We start from the raw sequence: 20112 nt of genomic DNA on the forward strand, positions 1-20112 counted from the left end.
ACTTAATTCTTTTTACTATGCAAAGATTTCCAAATTAACTCATATACTTCTGTTGCCTGTATACTGCTCTTATTTAATTCCGTATCCGTAATCAAAACAGGATGAAATTCGGAAGATGTATTGACACTACCATGTGAACCTTTTACCAAATTAGCATTTAAAGGTATTACATCCATAACGTAACGAAAACCTGCTTTTTTTCTCAACAGTTTATATAATGCACGAAATTTAGAAGACATAAACATTTCAACAGGATCATATCCTGGTTTTTTATGGATATCGACGCATCTTGCATAATCGGGTGCTTTAGCATCATCCTGCCAGAAATAATAAGTAAACCAACTTTCTGGATTTGCAACCAAAACAAAATCTCCAGCACGGTCATGGTCTATCCCATATTCCTTTTTACCTTCTTTGTCAAGCACTACCGCAATTCCTGATAATTTATCTAACATATCCTTCACCTGATCAACTACCGATAAATCATTGATATAGACATGTGCAACCTGATGGTCTGCCACTGCAAATGCTTTGGAGGCTCCTGCATCCAATAATTCCAGACCTCGTTCTACACGGATCTGTAATAATCCGGCTTCCCTTAGTATTCGATTGATATGAATGGGATTATTTACAGGTACAATACCATATTCCGAAAGAATAATAATGTTCGCTCCTCTTTTTTCATAGAATTCAACCAAGTCCTTAATCAGAATATCGATCTCACCTAGTTCCTTACCGATATTAGACCAATCATTTCCAAATTTTTGCAAACAATAATCCAAATGTGGCAAGTAGATTAAAGACAGTGTAGGATCATACAGTTCATCTGTGATCATAGATGCATCAGCAATCCATCGGCTTGATTTAATATTAGCACCAGGTCCCCAAAAATTAAAAAGAGGAAACTGACCAAGCTTTTCCTGCAAAAGATCTCTCAATGTTGCCGGTTCTGCATAACAGTCCGGAAGCTTTCGACCGTCGGCCAGATAATTAGGTCGTGGTGTAACGCTATAATCTGCATTTGAATACATATTATACCACCAAAATAGATTTGCGCACGTAAAGTTCGGGTCTTCTTTTTTTGCTCTATCCCAGATCTTTTCCGCTAATACAAGTTTGTTAGACTGCTTCCAAAACTTAATTTCCGAATCTACATGATCATACCAACCGTTTCCAACCACACCATGCTCGGTAGGTTTTTTACCTGTAAGATAGGTAGACTGGACGCTGGTAGTAACAGCCGGTAACATTGGAGCTATAGTTGCTAAATTTTTTCTTTTTATGTATTGTTCCAAAAATGGGGTATATTTTCCAATTAAATTTGCAGATAGCCCAACTACGTCAATTACAACTGTTTTCTTCATCTTATACATTTGTTTTAATTACCCACTCCAGTTCATTACTGATAGATGCAGCTATTGGTATCTTTAACTGTTCGGGCAATACTTCCCAAGTATAGGTTTCAACTTCCAAATGTTCGGTAAAAGGGGCAACTTTTTGGAGATTCAACACTTCTATAATATCTTGTTGCGTTGATTGCAAGACTCCAATATCCCGAACAGATATAGGAACATGAAAATGTGCGCGCCACTGCATCACATCCTGGTGCTCAAAATCTGCTATGGCTGGTGTTAGATCTGTATAACGAATAAGCTTGCCATCTCTTTTTAAGGCCACTACCTGATGTAGATATGTCGGTTCGTTGAATTTTTGAAAACTTTCTTTAATAGCTATACGCTGATCAGGGGACTGATCCATATTTGCTTTCAAAGCAGCAGATATCTGTATCTTCCCTACTGCAATACCTTTCTCCTTAAGTTCTTTTAATACATCGGCGTGATCTTCATAGCCAATTGCAAAATGGCATACGTCATAACAAAGGCAAAGATGTCTCTTGGTAAGAGCTTCAGCTTCGATAGCGGTAATGCCAAATGAATCTACAAGATCTGAAATAGCAGTTGGAAGCAGATCGTCTGTATACCAATCTATAAATTCTCGTCCAGTTTCAATGATTCCATCAGGTTCTGGTTCCAAGTCAAGGTGCATAACCGTACCTGTTGCATTTGCTATTGTAACTAATGCTTTTATTACAGCAACTATATTTATCGTGGCAGCATTTTTGGCTTCCGTAAAATCGGTAGTCGTTTTGAACCAGTGTCTATAACTAAGCGGCGATGTCGAAATTCCACCGACCATTCCTTCTGGTAATAAGGATTGAAGAATAGTGAAAAGTCTGATTGTATAATCTTTACGTGCTTCGGTAGTCCAGTCAGGGGTATGTACATCTTCTTTGACAACAGTACGATGAAATTCTCCATAAGGAAATCCATTCATTGTAAAAACATAAGCATTATTTTCTTTTAACCAATGTTTAAATTCCGCTATATTACCCTGCTCGCTAAGTTCTAAACTCGATACATTTGATAATCTCAATCCTATTCCCAATGGCTGGCCAGGCGAAACTGATTCTTTGATAAAAGAAAAATTATCTTTTAGAGCTGTAAAATCATCATTCCAATTTTTCCCTGGATGAATATTGGTGCAATAGGTTAAATGTCCTGTATTAACTTTCATTTTAACTAATTTAATGATCCAAACCAGCTGTTGCGCTGGTAAAATTTAAGACATAGTTACTTGCCGCAATCAATAACTGGTGATCCATGTGGTGAACTTCCTTACCTGTTCCGAGATCCGTCAATAATGTAATGGTCAATTTACCGCCAAGATGTTCCTGGAATTCAGTTAAACCGCGAAGTATTGGCGATTCATCATCATTGATCTGAATAAATGGATTAGAAATATCAAATGATAAATGAAGCAGCACATTCAATATGCGCAAAAGCTTATCTTCTGTTAACAATCCACTTAAGAAAGAATACGTGCTATCCAAAGCTATTCCCATGGCTACAGCCTCCCCATGCAGCACACTGAAATTACTCAATTGTTCTAGTTTATGTGCACTCCAATGACCGAAATCTAATGGTCTCGCAGATCCCATCTCAAATGGATCGGCTGATGCGATATGGTTTAAATGCAATTCGGCACAACGTACAATTAAGTAATCCATGGTCTCTAAATCACGACTCACCAGTTTCGCTGCATTATCTTCGATCCAATAAAAGAATGTAGGATCTTTGATTAAAGCAACTTTAACTGCTTCAGATATTCCGGACCGCCAATCTCTATCCGTTAATGTTAACAAAAACTGATCATCATTAAACACAGCCGCGGGGGGAGCAAAAGTGCCTAAAAAATTTTTCTTACCCTTATAATTTATACCGTTCTTAACACCAATCCCAGAGTCATTTTGCGAGAGTACAGTCGTTGGTATACGAATGTGTTTAATTCCACGATGTGACACTGCGGCTGCGTAACCGACAAGATCAAGCACGGCACCACCACCGATCGCGGCAATGTAAGAATGTCGGTCTATTCCATATTCATCTACTGCTTCAACCAAACGATCGAATAGACCTGTATCATTTTTTGAGGCTTCTCCTCCTTGTATAATCAAAATTTCAGAAATCAGCTGTACTTCTTGCTGATGATCGAAATAGGTTCTGATCGCTGAAACCAGATCTGGGTGTGCATCAGCAACTCCCTGATCTAGGACGAAAAAAATCTTACGCAATACATCTGTAGGATTGCTTTTAAAAAAATCTGTAAAAGTAGGGTTATCGGTGTGAAATAACGATTTAGTAAAATGTATTTTATATTCAAATTTCACACTAAATGACTGTTCTAAAAAGCTCATAATTGAAAATCATTAATTAAGTAACTGCGAATGCTTTACTCAGTATAATAGATAATGGTAATAAAAAAATAATGACAAGTGCAATTTTCCAATCTGCAAATACACTTGCCCATGCAGCATTCATGAGGATCAATGCAATCACTCCTGCTTTAACGGCTTTACCTATATTGGGGCCTATCGGATTATTTATAGCTCTTAATAGGGGTTTAAAAATCATCCAAGCGAACGGAATGATAAACAAAAGAGTAATAATAATATCCCCCTTCGTTTGTGCAAAAAATAAAATGCTAGCGATAACAACTGCATAAAGAACAGCGGCAAAATAAAGCATTTTTTTACTTCCTCCATGTACTTCTCCCCGACTAATCATTGTAATAGAAGCGATGTAGATAATAGGTACAATAGCCAAGAACCACCATTGACTTACCTCTGTACTTATAATACTAACTCCCAATAAGAGGTTTAGGCCACGGCAAAGTCCCATATTAAGCGGACCTAAAAATGAATGATGTTTTGCCCATCTGTTGTAGACAAGACAAGCTAAAATAATCGCTATGGCTAATATTACTGTGATATTTCCTACGAAATAGGCTGCTATTAGTCCAACTAAGAAGAATAAAGATCCAAATACTGTGGCCTCTTTTTCGCTGATCAATCCACTAGGTATGGTTCGCTCAGGTCGTTCTATTCTATCCAGATCTGCATCAAAAACATCGTTAAAAATAATTCCACCACTATACAGCCCTATTGTTGAAATGCAAAGTAAAATAATAGGTACTGGAGAATTCCATCCTTCTGTTAATAAATATCCGGATATTGCTATACCAGCGAGTGCGTCGGCTACTGCAGTAACGACATTTGCTGGTCTCATTAATCGTATATATCCTTTTAATTTTTTCAATATGTGTACGATTAAGTAATAATGATCGAATTCTTATCTATCCTTGGTTGTTGACCACCACGCAAAATAGAATTACTTTCAAATTTTTGAGACTGATCAATATTTTTTATAGTTACAAAATCACGTTCGTCTATCTGTCCACTTTGACCAAAAGCCGTAATTGCATTCCGGTAACTCACCAATTCAATATCATCTAAACTAATACCTGATTGTTTCATCAGAGCTGCCGTTTTAGGAACAGCGAGCGGATCAGAAATTCCCCAATCTGCAGCTGAATTAATCATAATTCTTTCAGAACCATATTGTTTAACAACCTCAACCATACGTTCATTTCCCATTTTCGTAAAAGGATAAATCGTAAAAGCTGCCCAAAACCCTCGATCTAAGACTTCTTTAACCGTTTCTTCATTATTATGATCTATAATCACTGAATACGGAGAAAGTCCATGTTCAATAGCAATATCCATGCTTCGTTGCGTGCCTTTTTTCTTGTCTCTATGTGGTGTGTGAATCTGCACTGGAAGTCCAGCTTCTTTAGCAAGCTCCAGCTGTAACCGGAAATATTTTTCTTCGGCAGCAGTCTGATCATCAAAACCAATTTCACCAATACCGACCACACCTTCCTTGAAAATAAACTGAGGCAGTAATTCCATCACCTGTTCGGCTAATTGCTCATTGTTCGCCTCACGTGAATTTAATCCTATAGTACAATAATGCTTAATACCAAACTGAGAAGATCTAAATCTTTCCCATCCAATTAAGCTACTGTAGTAATCCGTAAAACTATCGATCCCTGTTCGAGGTTGTCCTAACCAAAAAGCAGGTTCAATAATTGCCACAATCCCGGCATCAACCATTGCTTGGTAATCATCGGTAGTTCGTGAAGTCATGTGAATATGAGGGTCAAAAAACTTCATTCCACTAATATCATTTAAATCAAGAGTACTTTGGTTTCTTTCGCCTAAATTTCTTTCTTGGAAATTTTCATTACAGCACATAATTCAATATTTTTTTATTTTCCTAATTCTATTAATTGGTAGATTTCTGGATGAACAGTTCTATGGGCCGCCAAGCGTTCCTGTACATAATCGTTCAAGGTATTCGCTAAAGCCTGATTAACGCGCTCTTTTAATCCAGTAATTTTTTTAACATCTTTCTCTGTAAAAAATGCTTTCAAAATCATTTGATTCCATGCTCCTTCTGAAAGCATAACTGATGGATAAGGATTATGATACATAATTGCTTCCAATACAGTACCTATATTACTACGGATTCCTTCTTCACATTTACCGACCCATTCTTCGGTATGGCTCAAGAAAGGTAAAGCGGAGTATAATGCAATCAGTTCATTCATTTCTGAAGCAATAAATAAAGTATTGATTTTTTTCAGATATTGTTCCTTGTTCTGATCAGGTAACTGCATCAACAACCATACTCTACATAATCGATCAATGGTCCATGTTTCCAAAGAAAAGCCAGGTAATAATTGTTTTAGATCAGCAACATCTTCGGATTGGACAACAATATTTTCTTTTCCAAGCTTTCTTGGGAGCTGGGAAAAACTCAAATTTAATTGAAGTGTTTTTTCTTCATTTTTAATCAATTCCACTTTATTGTCCAACCAAGACCATGCATCTAATTCTAGGTTTTGTTGGATAACTTTTTGAAATATATCACTTAGCTGTTTTTTCCTTTTTAAATCAATCACAAGTATAAATTTTATAAATTAACAGCAACAAAATAATTTATAGCTAATGCGCCACTAACAATCAGAAGACCAAAAAACTCTCTTGTCTTCTCAATATATGGCTTCGTTGCTTGCATACTTTCCACAATACTTGGTCTACGATATTTCATCAACCAATCGCGAACGCCATCTTTTGCAAAAAAAAGTATAATTGCATAAACTAGATAAAATACAATAGCACCAAGGTATATAAATGGATAGTAGAAATTAAACACGGCTAGTCCGCAACAAATAGAGGCCAGCATATAAATTGGGATCCATAGCCATGAATCTTTATCATTGAGATTTACATAGGCAAATCCAATAAAGGCAATACAAAAAATAATATTTAAAATAATTAACGCCATACGGTTAGGTTTATTCGATGAAATTTCATCATTACTGATACACAAATAAACAGATTATAAATCTGTTTTAATCAGTCAAATTGTAAAAAAATTAAGACGAAAGTAAAATCACAATAAGAGAGATGCTTAAACAACTAATAAATAGGTTTAAATTTCATCTTTTTCTATCCATTTAGTAACCTTGGGTGCTTCGTACCGTTCCATTTTTTCTAATAACTCTTCAATGGTATTTCCAAACAGAAGCATGGATTTATTCTCTTCTTTCAATAAACCTTCTGCCGTCATGTGATCAATAAATAGCAGGAGGTGATCATAATAACCATTCGTATTAAGAATTCCAACTGGTTTTTTATGCAACCCCAGCTGACCCCAAGTCACCATTTCAAATAGCTCTTCGAGTGTTCCAAAGCCCCCTGGCAATGCAATGACTCCATCTGAATAATCGTGCATGATTCGCTTGCGATCATGCATGGTATCTACTGTAATTAACTTTGTAACCCCTGTATGCTCTCTTTCCTTGGAATTGAGAAACTCAGGAATGACACCTATCACTTCGCCTCCTTTTTCTAGTGCACCATTGGCAACTGCCCCCATCAATCCAACTCGTCCACCACCATATACTAGACAAATACCTTTTTTCGCAAATACATGCCCGACATGAGCAGCTTGATCCTCATAGATATTTTCTTTACCTAAACTAGAAGCACAAAAAACAACAATACTTTTAATTTTTCGCATCATAACACTTTTTTTATTTAAACAATTGAGGAACAAAATCATTGAGATATTTCCTCCAGTTGCTCCAGGTATGACCGCCTTCTGATTCGACATATTGATAGCTAAAATTCATTTTATCGAGTTTATCCCTGAAGCCGGCAACATGCTTGTATAAAAAATCCGTTTTCCCAATGGCAATCCAGTACAAGCGGTAAGCGTTGTTTTTTTGAACCTGAAGCTTGGCATCAAGATTTTCGTAAATTGTACTTTTCTTATTTTCTGGAGGAAGAATTGCAGGAGAAAATAATCCAATATAATCAAAAGTTTTAGGTTGGTTAGCTGAAATATACAAGGAATGAAAACCTCCCATTGAAAGTCCAGCAATAGCTCGATTTTTCGCATCAGCTTTCACCCGATAATTCTGTTCTGTAAAAGCTATGATTTCATTAAAATTAGCTTCCATATCTCCTGTAAAAATATCCGGAGTTACCATATCAATTTTATAAAAACCCTTAGAAGACTCCCCTGGTGCAGCCGCATTACTCGTGTGACCATTAGGCATAATGACGATCATCGGCTTTGCTTTTCCTTGCGCTATTAGATTATCTAAAATTTGTGAAGCTCTCCCTAAGGTCATCCAAGCTTCTTCGTCCCCCCCCATCCCATGCAAAAGATAAAGGACAGGATATTTTTCTTTTGAAGCCTCATAACCGGGAGGTGTATAAACGGTTAATCTACGATCTTCTTTTAGCCCTCTTGAAGTATACCATCTTTTAGCAACAGTACCATGAGGGACATTTTGAACAGTATAATTAGATGATTCTGATCCATTTACGATAAACATGCTCATGACAGAACTCACATCCCGAACCTGATAAGCGTTATTGGGATCAGTAGCTTTAACTCCATCCACAATAAAAGAATAGGTATAAATATCGGGTTTCAGGTCTTGATTTGTAAACGACCATACTCCCCTTGAATCTTTAATTCCAGAATTCAAGTCATCAGTTTGCATCCAATTTCCCTGTAACTTTACAGTCTTCGCTTCTGGAGCCAAAAGTCTGAAGGTAATCTGTTTTCCGTTAATCTCGGGAGAAACAATGGTTTTATTGCCACTAAAATCGAGATTTTCCTGGGCGTTGCCAATTAGGGGCCCCAATAGCAATAAATATAAAATGGATGTGATCTTCATTTCTATGTTTTTATGAACATTAACAATACAAGCTTGACAAAAAGCTTAAGGCTAATAAGATATTGATTAACTAAACCCGCTTAATATTGGAGTATTTAAATTTAAGGAATTTCAGTGGGAAATACGAATATTTAAAATCACCATATGCTTTTAAAATGATAAAACGAATATTGTATTTCATCACCCCATATTACAGCACTTTAAGTAATAGTCAATTGAATATAAAATAGACATCACATTTAATTACCACACACTAGCATCAATCAGATCGATCGGAACAAAATAAACGTCAATAATAGAAAACAGAGTCAATTCTAATTTTTGAGTTCTACTATCCACTATAGCAAACACGAAGTTTTATTCAGCAAATCATTAATCACAAAAAAAGCACTAACAATTTGACTGTTAGTGCTTTTTAACTGTTAATTATTCCAATTATTATTTTCCGATACAGAATTTCGAAAATATATTATCCAACAAATCATCGGTTGAAACAGAACCTGTAATTTCGCCTAAATGATATAGTGATTGACGTATATCCATGGCTAAGAAATCAGATGTAACCGGGTTGTCAATTCCGTTGAGTACACGTTCCAAGGATGTTCGTGTATGCTGAAGAGCTTCTACGTGACGGATATTGGTTACTAAGACATCGTCAGTATTTAAGTTAGATAGATTTACTTGATTTAATAGTTCATCTTTTAGCTCTTCTACCCCTATTTGTTCTTTTGCAGATATGTATAGCGGTTTTAAAACCTCATACTGCTTTTTCTGCTCTACTGTAAGCAAGTCAGCTTTATTAATAATTGTAACAAAAGGTATGTTCAATACTGCAACTTCTGCAATCTGCTCCTCAATATCTACCACCTCGTCTTGTGTAGGATCAAATAAATAAATGATTAAACGTGCCTGCTTCATTTTTTCTCTTGTACGCTCTACTCCTTTAGCCTCGATAACATCGATAGTTTCACGAATACCGGCAGTATCAATAAATCGGAAAGTAATTCCTTTGATATTTATTTCATCTTCAATCGTATCTCTTGTGGTACCCGCAATGTCCGATACAATGGCACGCTCCTCATTCAATAAAGCATTCAACAAAGTAGATTTTCCGACATTAGGTTTACCTGCAATTACGACTGGAACACCATTTTTCAAGACATTACCTTGTTCAAATGAAGAAATCAACTTACTCACCACTTGATTAATTTGTTTAATTAAACTTTTCAATTGATCGCGGTTTGCAAATTCTACATCTTCTTCTGAAAAGTCGAGTTCTAATTCTATTAGTGATGCAAAGTGGATCAAATCATCTCTCAATTTTTTCAACTGATTGGAAAATCCGCCTCTCATCTGTTGCATCGCAATTTGATGGGAAGCAGCAGAATTTGAAGCAATCAAATCAGCAACAGCTTCTGCTTGAGAAAGGTCCATTCCCCCATTTAAAAAAGCACGTAATGTGAATTCCCCTGCTTTAGCTGCTCGTGCTCCTTTTTTAATAAGCAAACTCATCACACGTTCAATTATATACTTAGAATTGTGGGTGGAGATCTCAACTACATTTTCTTTAGTATAAGAATTAGGACCTACAAATAGTGAGACCAATACCTCATCAATGATTTCTTCTCCATCTCGTACTGTACCGAAATGAAGAGTATGTGAAGCTTGCTTAAGCAAATTCTTACCCCGAAATACCTGGTTGGTTATTTCAATAGCATCTTTACCAGAAAGACGTATTACAGCGATAGCACCATTACCACTTGCTGTGGCTAATGCCACAATTGTTTCTTGTTCCAAAATAGCGTGTTCAGACATGATACAAAGATAAGGATTACTACTTTAGTTCATGGGCAAATAAATTACAAATTGACGTATAAAAAACGAATAGCGAATAAATATTTTTTAGTTATTTTAATCTTTCACAAACGTGTAATCTCCATCGATCATTTATCCTATTTCTAAAGTTTGTGTTAAAACTTTTCAAAATGAGTTTCAACCTATAGTCATCCTATAAGCTCATTCGGCTATTTGTTGTGCGTATATTGTGCATAGCAGGTGCATAGATAACCTATTCATTGTGTCGATCTAGGCTGATGGTATAGTCAATGTTATCTACTTGCAGGCTCAATCCTATGTCGTGCTAGGGTGATCGTATAGCCATTGTTATCATCCTGCAGGCTCATTCTTATATCGTGCTAGGGTGATCGTATTGTTAATCTTAAAAATACAAAAAGCATCACCTTTGTGGGGTAATGCTTAATATAAATAATAATAATTCCAGTTATTTACCGTCGTAAATTAATTTATTTTCGATCATTCGGTTATTATATTGCTGTTCAAAAGCTTTAAATTTTGTTTCCATGGTATCTAGCACTAGGGGTGGTTGTTTCAATAAATCATGTTTCATCAACCGATCTTCTTTTAGATTGTGGAGGGAAATATTTTTTATTCCATCGTTGATCAGCAAATAATCTTTGTAATAAAAATTAAATATTCCTGAATTATTGTTGACTACAAAATTTTCCTTTGTTGGATTTAATGCATCGAAACCAAATGCAAAATATGGTTTATCATAATTCAAATAATTTAAAACTGTAGGCATGATATCTATCTGTTGCGCCAATTTATCACTTCTACCTTTTAAATCTCCTCCTGGATGGTAAAGGATAATAGGAATCGCATAACTATTGGCCGCAGTCTGGTATTCTGGCAATGCGCTTACCGTTGCATGATCTGCACAGATAACAAACAAGGTGTTTTTATACCAAGACATAGAAGATGCAGTTTTAAAAAATTGACGCAGTGCATTATCAGTATAACCTATAGGTTCTTGAACAGGTAAAGGTCCCTTTGGAAAAACTCCTTCATATTTTGAGGGTACTTTAAAAGGGTGGTGAGAAGAAAGCGAAAAGAAGCTTGCAAAAAATGGCTGTTTAAAGGAGTTAATTTCATTAGCCATATATTGCATAAACGGTTCGTCCCATATGCCCCAGATACCGTCAAAGTCTGCATCGTTATTGTATTCATTTTTACCATAATAATGTTGAATACCGGCTAACTTCATATATGCAGAAAATCCCATACTTCCATTTGGAGCACCGTGAAAAAATGCTGTTTCATAACCTTTATTTGCTAACAAATTAGCAATACTGGTCGTTTTATTACCTGAATATACCGACAATACAAATGGTTCACCTACAGATGGTATTCCTGTTATAACAGAAGGCAGTGCATCAATTGATTTACGTCCGTTAGCATAGGTATGTTCAAAAGTATATCCTTCCCGGATTAAAGAATCCAAAAATGGTGTATATCCTTTATACTGTCCGCCTTGAATATCTTTATTTAACTCTCCAAAATGTTCTTTTGCAAAGCTTTCCAAAATTAGAAAGACAACATTCATTTTTTTAAAAGGCTCCTTACTTTGAGGATAATGAACAGGATTATAAATTGTAGTCAGCTCTTGTTCGGTATACGTATGAATAGGTTTTAAATTAACCGCTTTTAACGTCTTCATTAAACTAAAAGGAGTATTTAATACAATATTCATCTCTTCGGGATTCGTTACATAATCTCCTGCATTACTTAATGTAATAGGCCTTGTACTATGCGCCCATCCACCACGGACACCCCCAATAAACAGAAAAATAGCAATTAAAAAACAAGCCGATTGAATGCTATATGTAGGCCATCTAAACAGTAGTGGACGCTGCACTTGTACGAGATCATATAGCTTAATTAAAGCATAAACCAATATCGCAAATAGTACAAAAAGATACCAGTAGTCAAGGCAAAAATCTAAAGCCAAGGAACCTAAATTTTTTTCATTTGCAAACTGATCAAATACCGTCCCTGTAGTTCGTTTCAAGGTGAATGGATAATAAGCAAAATCAACTAAATTTAAAGCGATTCCGATTGAATTGGTAATAATAAAAATCCACTTTGCTATTTTTTGATATAAGGTATTATACTTGAATGGTGCAGGAATAATCTGCATCAATAAATAGAGTATATTTAAATATAGTAGCGCTACGATATCAAATTTAACCCCACCCCATAACATATACAATAATTGAGCATTATCTACATGGGGAAAAAGAGCATAATTAATCCCATAAAAACCCAGTCTTAAAAAAGCATAAATCAACAACAGTATGAGAAATCTAATCAGCAAACCGAGATATGGTGCAAATGAACCTTTCAACTTTATCATATTTTCTATCTAATATTTTAAAAACTCTTTATACACTTCTTGGTAATAAGCTTTTCCTATATTGAGTAAACTATCTGTTTTTACAGGAGAATAGTCACTATTCTGTTTATAATTAATAATCTTCCCTACATTATCAAAACTCACGACTTGATCTGGTGTAATTACACCAAAAGCATCTTTAGAATTGTAAAACGCAATTTGAGGTGTGGTTGGATTCAATAAGTCGCGACTCCAATGGTATCGAGTAGCCGGAAGATTTAATTGATGAAGCAATGTAGCTACCATATCGGTCTGATTACCGATACGGTCGATTTTTTTACCTCTGAATTCGGGTTTGATTACATCGCCAAAAAATAAAAGTGGGATATGAAAACGATGCGGGTTAGACAACTCCCATTTCTCTGCAGGCAACCGGTGTCCATGATCTGCTACAACAACAAATAGGGTATTTTTATACCAGCTTTTGGTTTTGGCTTGATTAATAAAATCATAAACAATCGAATCTGTATAGAAGGCCGTGCTTCTAAATTTATCTGCATTTGATTTAGTCCCAAATTTATAACGCCCTGGCAAGTTAAAGGGTTCGTGATTGATTAGTGTAAAAATTGTTGAAAAGAAGGGGGGTTTCTCGGTATCAAAATCATGTAGCATTCGTTTTAATACAATATGGTCATAGACACCCCATGAAGCCCGTGAAACATCTACACCAAAGTTTGCATTATCGACAACTTTCGAAACACCGTGCATCAACATGTACGATTTAAAATTGTAAAACTCACTTTGACCCCCATGATAAAATGAACCATGGTAACCTGCACTGCTTAATTCTTGACCTACGGCCGGCAAATTCTCATGTTTATCGATATACTTAATAATGCTTTCGGGGCCTTGTGCCGGAAAGGCACTGAATATTCCCACCATTCCTTTATCAGATCGATCTGCGGCCGCATAAATGTGATCAAAAAATACGCCTTGATTAATTAATTTCTCAAAATTTGGTGTAATTCCTTTTTCTCCTCCCATTGATTCAATAAGACCGCCAACAAAACTTTCTAACATGATGACAACAACGTTGGGACGTTTCGTAGTCAATATAGAAACGGATGAATCTGGATTTGCATTAAATGCAGGTTTTAAAGTCGAATGGAGCTGGGCTTCATCATTATAAAACTGATAAGGACTTTTTAACCGGGTACTTTTCGCAAAATAATCCCGCAACAATGCCCATTGTGTATTTACCGCAGCATGATTATAAAAGCTTTGCTCAGAAAAATAAGCTTTACTCGGATTTAAAGTTGCTCTTCCATATCCTCCTCTTATAAAAGTAAATAGCAAAATAGCTCCAATCAATAATTTAATAGCATTCTGCCAAGGCAACTTAATATTATAAAAATGCACTTTTTTGAACATCCAACGATATAAAAAATAGCCCACAACGATTCCGACAATCATTCCAAAAACTGGAAAGAATACAGGTGTTGATTCGGCAGAAGCAACGGCTCCAGATGGTGATGCTAAAAAAGCATCAATTGCTCTCTTTGAAATTTTATCGCCCCATTCCCTATAAATATTGATATTAATAAAAGAAACAACAAAATAAATAACGAGTAAAGTGATGGTGTACACATCCAATATTTTTCTTTTATAATGTACATTCGGTAAAAAAGATAAGATACAGTAGATAAGAAATGGAACTGCACAGATATAGGATACTGCTGAAAAATCTAAACTAAGGCCGTGATAATAGATTTTGAAAATCTCTGAGAAATTTTTCGATCCAATTTTATCAAAAAAAGCTGTTATAAACAGCAATCGATCAATAAAACATATGATAAGCCAAAATAAAAAGTACTGAGTTAGGGCCTTTAACTCATTGGCAATTCTATTCATTTTTAGTATTTATGTAAAACACGCAAATGTACGCTATTTCAGTAATAATAGTCTAAAATGTTATGATTATGTTATAAAAATATTACCATAAGGTCAATTTCAATTTTACAAGAGAAATGGTTGCAAAACCAACACTACAACAAGATCATACTCAACACATTAAAGCTTGATAAAATTTAAGATATACTCTTAATTATATATTTACACTTACTAATGTGGTTTTATACGCAATGAAAAGCATAAATGAGTCGAAAACCAATTTTTGAAATAGCAATATTAAACTTCTATAAAACAACTAAATTCGCTAAATTTGCAAACGATTTTGAAAAAAAATTATCATGAGTATAGCAAAAACTTACAATCCTAAAGAAGCTGAAGACAAATGGTACAGCTACTGGATGGAGAACGGATTTTTCCGTTCTACACCTGATGAGCGTGAACCGTACACAATAGTAATGCCTCCTCCGAACGTCACCGGTGTATTGCACATGGGACATATGCTGAACAATACCATTCAAGATGTATTGATTCGTCGAGCACGTATGCAGGGTAAAAATGCTTGTTGGGTCCCTGGAACCGATCATGCCTCTATTGCAACTGAAGCAAAGGTTGTCGCTATGTTGAAAGAGCAGGGAATTGATAAAAAATCATTATCGCGTGAAGATTTCTTAAAACATGCTTGGGAATGGAAAGAGAAATATGGTGGTATCATCTTAAAACAACTTGAGAAATTAGGTGCCTCATGTGATTGGGAACGCACAAAATTTACAATGGACGCTGATTTATCAGAATCAGTGATTGACACCTTCATCAAGTTCTATAAAGAAGGTTATATTTACCGTGGTGTCCGTATGGTAAACTGGGATCCACAGGGAAAAACAGCTTTATCTGATGAAGAGGTAATCCGTAGAGAGGTCAACCAAAAACTATACTACATCCGTTATCAAATTAAGGATTCAAATGAACAAATCATCATTGCTACGACTCGTCCAGAGACGATCATGGCCGATGCAGCTATCTGTATTAACCCTAATGATGAGCGCTATACACACCTAAAAGGTAAATCAGTTATTATCCCATTAATAAATCGTGAGATTCCAATCATCGAAGATGAATACGTGGATATAGAATTTGGTACAGGTTGCCTTAAAGTAACTCCTGCTCACGATTTGAATGATTATGCTTTAGGTCAAAAACATAACTTAGAAATCATTGATTTATTAAACGATGATGGAACATTAAATGCCAATGCTCAAATTTTAGTTGGTGAAGACCGCTTCATTGCTCGTAAAAAAATTGCGAAACTTTTAGAGGAAGTCAATCAGATCGAAAAAATTGAAGATTATAAATCTCAAGTAGGCTTTTCAGAGCGTACTGATGCTGCTATTGAACCAAAACTTTCCATGCAATGGTGGTGCAAAATGGATAAATTAGCTCAACCTGCATTAGATTATGTTGTAAGCGGAGAAGTAAATTTAATTCCAGACAAGTTTACATCCAGCTACAAGCATTGGATGGAAAATGTAAAAGATTGGTGTATTTCTCGTCAGCTATGGTGGGGTCAACGTATTCCGGCATGGTACAATGAAAAAAACGAATGGGTAGTTGCAAAAACTGAATCTGAGGCAATTCAAGAGTTTAAATCTCAAGGTAAAGTTGCTGGTGCGATCCGTCAGGAAGAAGATGTACTCGATACATGGTTCTCGTCAGGTTTATGGCCGATGTCGGTATTCGACGGCGTTCGCAACCCTGAAAATGAAGAATTCAACTATTACTACCCTACAAATGATTTAGTAACAGCTCCCGAAATTTTATTTTTCTGGGTAGCACGTATGATGATCATGGGACATGCATATACGGGTAAAGCTCCTTTCAAAAATGTATATCTAACAGGTATCGTTCGTGATAAATTGGGCCGGAAAATGTCCAAATCATTAGGAAATTCTCCTGATCCGATCGAACTGATGGCTCAATACGGCACCGATGGTGTACGCGTAGGTATGCTACTTTCTTCGCCTGCTGGAAATGACTTAATGTTTGATGTCTCTTACTGTGAGCAAGGCCGTAATTTCGCGAATAAAATATGGAATGCATTCCGTTTAGTTAAAGGTTTAGAGACTATAGATGCTCCTGCAACTGAAGCTCAGAAAACTGCGGCAAAATGGTTTGAAAGCAAATTTAATGCTACTTTAATTGAGATCGAAGATCACTTTAATCATTATCGCCTATCCGATGCCCTGATGTCTACTTACAAATTAGTATGGGATGATTTCTGTGCTTGGTATTTAGAGCTTGTAAAACCTGCGTATCAAACTCCTCTTGAAACGGAAACTTTTGAAGTGGTAAAGGGATTTTTCAAACGTATACTTACATTGGTTCATCCTTTTATGCCTTTCTTGTCTGAGGAACTTTGGCATGATGAACTATTTGGAGAACGCGATGCAAAAGATTGTATCATTGTTGCAGAGTATCCAACGGTTGGCGCTATCGATCAAAAAATCATTAAGGAATTTACTTTTGTTCAGCAGATTATTTCTGAAGTTCGAAATATCCGTAATACTAAGCAGATTTCACCTAAAATTGCTTTACCGTTAGCTATCAATGCAACAGAAATTGATTTTACAAACTATCAAGAAAGTATTATCAAGTTGGCTAACATTGAAAAACTAACCTTTGTTCAAGAAAAAGTAGCTGGAGCAGTTAGTTTCTTAGCTGGCAAAGAAGAATGTTATGTTGCGCTTGAAGAAAACATAGATGTAGACGCTGAACGTGAAAGAATCACAAAAGAAATCGATTATTTAAAAGGATTTCTCGTTTCTGTAGACAAAAAATTATCGAATGAGCGTTTTGTTCAAAATGCGAAGCCAGAAATTATTCAAAATGAACAAAACAAGAAAGCTGATGCTGAATCTAAAATTAAAATATTGGAAGATAGTTTAGCTAGTCTTGCTTAAATCATTTCAGAATTAAAATTTAAGAGGGCCAATTTTCATAAAAATTGGCCCTCTTAAATTATAGAGTTTCATCCTTATAGCCAATGCTACCCTATATTAAAAATATGTGCGTTTAAAAGACGATATAAACAATTAAACTTCAAACGCATAGAACTGAACAATATTTTTATTTATAATGATGTGTAAAAATAATTGTATTCATATCCCTAATTGGAATCAAATTTGTCATCTAATTGATTATGATCATTACAAAATAAGTATTTTACACAAAAAACTAGATTGTTAAAAACATGAAAAAAAAAGCACTTCTCTTTCTATTCTCAATTACCTTTTTATTGGTTCGTGCACAGGAACAACCTGCAGCGTATGCTGTAAGTGATGAATACACTTTATGGAATTTTCAAAAAGGTGATACAGCTTATGTATTCGCTGACGTGGCATATGTACGTGAAAATGCGGATACTAAATCGAAGTTGGTCGATTCTCTACAAGAAGGCGCAATGGTTGTTATTAACAGTGAGGGGTACAATGGAAGTACGATAAGAGGATTTTATGCGCCATGGCATAAAATTAATTTTATAAAAAACAATGTCAAAAAAGAGGGTTTTATATGGTTAGGTTTACTAGCTCTCAACAGTATACGTAACCAGGAGGGCGAACAGTTCATTTATGGTTTCAAAAAATTCCGTTCCTCTACTGAAAATTCACCATCTTATTATGACGCCGAACTCAAAGTCTTTGATCGAGAAAAAAACGTTATTGCGCGCGCTTCATATCAAGCTGAGGTAAATGATCAAACTGGTACCGAGACTAAGATCTTAGGAGGAATGGGATTAAAAAACATTAAAAATATTCATCGTTCTGCTTTTTTAGGTGAGGCATGTGGAATCGCTACCCAATATTACTATTTTGCATGGACTGGTCAAGAATTGATTCATTTCCCAAGCAAAATGTCTGTTTCTGATGCGGGTGTATTCTATTACGATGAAACAATCCTATTCCCCTCCGAACATAAAGGTGATCCCACTATGATCTACAAAAAAATAGTTGAAGGCGAAAATATTGATGACAATTTAGATGAGCCTAATTACAAGGAAACAAAAAGTCAAAAGAAATACACTTGGGATGGAAAAACGTTAAGTGAGCTCATCGAAATGAGGTAAGCAATTGAAAGAAGGAATTTATTCACCTTTTTATAACCTATGTTCGCCGATGCTTCTTCTAGGTTTACCTAAAAAAGACTTGAATAAATTATTGTAGGATTTATCTTTGACTAAACAAAGAAACAAAAGATATGATCTTAATAGCAGTATTATTACCTTGGCTTTCCTTTTTTTTAAGAGGGAAAATATTTTCTGGAATTTTATGTTTGATTTTGCAATGCACACTTATCGGTTGGTTGCCCGCGGCAATATGGGCAGTAGCTTCACGAGTTGATGGTAAAAATAAATCCAGATTTAATCAGTTTAAGCGTGAGCAACGCTTTTAATATTTCGATCCAATTATTTGGACAATAATGATTATATTTATTGGACATCATTTTAAAAATCAAATCATTATGAGCATTAAAGAAACTTTCTCGATTACAGGTGAAAATCTACTAAAGAAGATTAAAGAACTCATTGCGGATGGAAATGTAACGAAAATCAGCATATCCGATAAATCAGGAAAAGAAATCATGAGTTTCCCTGTTACTGTAGGTGCTATAGGCCTCATCTTTGCCCCTATATTTGCAGCAGTTGGTGCTATGGCGGCTTTATTGACAGAATGCAAAATAACTGTCGAACGACAAGAAAAAGATGATAATGACCAAGACAATCAAAATACATCTCAGAGTATTGAGGTAAAATGATATACAGATGAAAGAGAGCACTTATGATTCTCTCTTTCATATTATGCTTTTTATTAAGAACTAGCTAATCACCGTATCTTTTACTTCTACTTTTACCCAATACTTACTATATTGATCAATCCCAGCTAGATGATCTGGATGTTCTTCATATTTTGTAATTGCTTCCAGATTTTCAAAGGTCAACATGATATGATATGAAAAAGAATTATCGACCACTGGTCTTGGATTAGTTTTAGCGGGTTTACCGATATGGCAAGATTGTACTCCCGGCACTTTTTTCAAAATGTCAAAAAACTTTAAAAAATCCTTATCTTCCTCTACCGTGATTCCATCTTTTAACCAGAAATAGACGCTATGAAATATAAATCCGGCATTGAATCCGGCTTGTGTTATTGTTGTTTCATTATTACTTTGTGTATTTAGACATGAAGTCAGTACTGTTCCACCAACGCTCGCTAGCGCTAATGAGCTTAAAAATTTCTTTCTTTCCATTTGTTTTATGTTGATTATCTCGAATATACGTAGAAAAAAAGCAAAAAACCAAT

General features: G+C 35.4%; 17 protein-coding genes. 4 read left to right on the plus strand and 13 right to left on the minus strand.

What is annotated here, in order from left to right; genetic code table 11:
• Positions 1-2 precede the first annotated feature (2 nt).
• The 12 genes from FHR29_RS20320 to FHR29_RS20375 form a co-directional block, all read right to left on the minus strand.
• Entirely contained in the window at positions 3-1364 is a 1362-nt protein-coding gene (locus tag FHR29_RS20320; protein ID WP_183916933.1) for an alkaline phosphatase family protein, read from the minus strand.
• Between the two features lies 1 nt (position 1365).
• Positions 1366-2574, minus strand: coding sequence for a metabolite traffic protein EboE (gene eboE, locus FHR29_RS20325; protein ID WP_183916936.1), 1209 nt, complete (start codon positions 2572-2574; stop codon positions 1366-1368).
• Between the two features lie 10 nt (positions 2575-2584).
• Positions 2585-3754, minus strand: coding sequence for a 3-dehydroquinate synthase (locus FHR29_RS20330; RefSeq protein WP_183916938.1), 1170 nt, complete (start codon positions 3752-3754; stop codon positions 2585-2587).
• A gap of 16 nt (positions 3755-3770) precedes the next feature.
• On the minus strand, positions 3771-4655 hold the full coding sequence (gene eboC, locus FHR29_RS20335; RefSeq protein ID WP_260292343.1) for a UbiA-like protein EboC: 885 nt from the start codon (positions 4653-4655) through the stop codon (positions 3771-3773).
• A gap of 11 nt (positions 4656-4666) precedes the next feature.
• Positions 4667-5653: a TatD family hydrolase gene (locus tag FHR29_RS20340; protein ID WP_021189017.1), complete on the minus strand. Its 987-nt coding sequence runs from the start codon at positions 5651-5653 to the stop codon at positions 4667-4669.
• A 14-nt stretch (positions 5654-5667) separates the two neighbouring features.
• On the minus strand, positions 5668-6363 hold the full coding sequence (locus FHR29_RS20345; RefSeq protein WP_311732310.1) for an EboA domain-containing protein: 696 nt from the start codon (positions 6361-6363) through the stop codon (positions 5668-5670).
• Positions 6364-6374: 11 nt separating this feature from the next.
• Entirely contained in the window at positions 6375-6749 is a 375-nt protein-coding gene (locus FHR29_RS20350) for a transmembrane 220 family protein (protein WP_132842762.1), read from the minus strand.
• A gap of 147 nt (positions 6750-6896) precedes the next feature.
• Positions 6897-7490, minus strand: a complete 594-nt coding sequence (locus tag FHR29_RS20355; protein ID WP_183916939.1) for a TIGR00730 family Rossman fold protein — start codon at positions 7488-7490, stop codon at positions 6897-6899.
• A 10-nt stretch (positions 7491-7500) separates the two neighbouring features.
• A complete protein-coding gene (locus tag FHR29_RS20360) occupies positions 7501-8658 on the minus strand; it encodes an esterase (protein WP_183916941.1) in 1158 nt (385 codons plus the stop codon).
• 438 nt (positions 8659-9096) lie between these two features.
• Positions 9097-10473, minus strand: coding sequence for a tRNA uridine-5-carboxymethylaminomethyl(34) synthesis GTPase MnmE (gene mnmE / locus FHR29_RS20365; RefSeq protein ID WP_132770820.1), 1377 nt, complete (start codon positions 10471-10473; stop codon positions 9097-9099).
• Between the two features lie 466 nt (positions 10474-10939).
• Positions 10940-12871, minus strand: a complete 1932-nt coding sequence (locus FHR29_RS20370) for an LTA synthase family protein (protein ID WP_183916943.1) — start codon at positions 12869-12871, stop codon at positions 10940-10942.
• Positions 12872-12880: 9 nt separating this feature from the next.
• On the minus strand, positions 12881-14761 hold the full coding sequence (locus FHR29_RS20375) for an LTA synthase family protein (RefSeq protein WP_183916945.1): 1881 nt from the start codon (positions 14759-14761) through the stop codon (positions 12881-12883).
• Between the two features lie 338 nt (positions 14762-15099).
• Between FHR29_RS20375 and FHR29_RS20380 the strand changes: the two genes are divergently transcribed.
• From FHR29_RS20380 to FHR29_RS20395, 4 genes are all read left to right on the plus strand, one after another.
• Positions 15100-17715, plus strand: coding sequence for a valine--tRNA ligase (locus FHR29_RS20380; protein WP_132842769.1), 2616 nt, complete (start codon positions 15100-15102; stop codon positions 17713-17715).
• Positions 17716-18005: 290 nt separating this feature from the next.
• Positions 18006-18878: a hypothetical protein gene (locus FHR29_RS20385; RefSeq protein WP_183916947.1), complete on the plus strand. Its 873-nt coding sequence runs from the start codon at positions 18006-18008 to the stop codon at positions 18876-18878.
• 131 nt (positions 18879-19009) lie between these two features.
• Positions 19010-19204, plus strand: a complete 195-nt coding sequence (locus tag FHR29_RS20390) for a YqaE/Pmp3 family membrane protein (RefSeq protein WP_021188471.1) — start codon at positions 19010-19012, stop codon at positions 19202-19204.
• A 69-nt stretch (positions 19205-19273) separates the two neighbouring features.
• Positions 19274-19567: a DUF4342 domain-containing protein gene (locus tag FHR29_RS20395; protein WP_037525171.1), complete on the plus strand. Its 294-nt coding sequence runs from the start codon at positions 19274-19276 to the stop codon at positions 19565-19567.
• 60 nt (positions 19568-19627) lie between these two features.
• On the opposite strand, the gene FHR29_RS20400 is transcribed toward FHR29_RS20395, so the two are convergent.
• The gene (locus FHR29_RS20400; RefSeq protein ID WP_183916949.1) at positions 19628-20059 is read right to left on the minus strand and encodes a Dabb family protein; all 432 of its coding nucleotides are present in this window, start codon (positions 20057-20059) and stop codon (positions 19628-19630) included.
• Between the last annotated feature and the right edge of the window lie 53 nt (positions 20060-20112).

Source organism: Sphingobacterium sp. JUb56 (assembly GCF_014191365.1).
In the GTDB taxonomy this organism is placed as follows: Bacteria; Bacteroidota; Bacteroidia; order Sphingobacteriales; family Sphingobacteriaceae; genus Sphingobacterium; species Sphingobacterium anhuiense.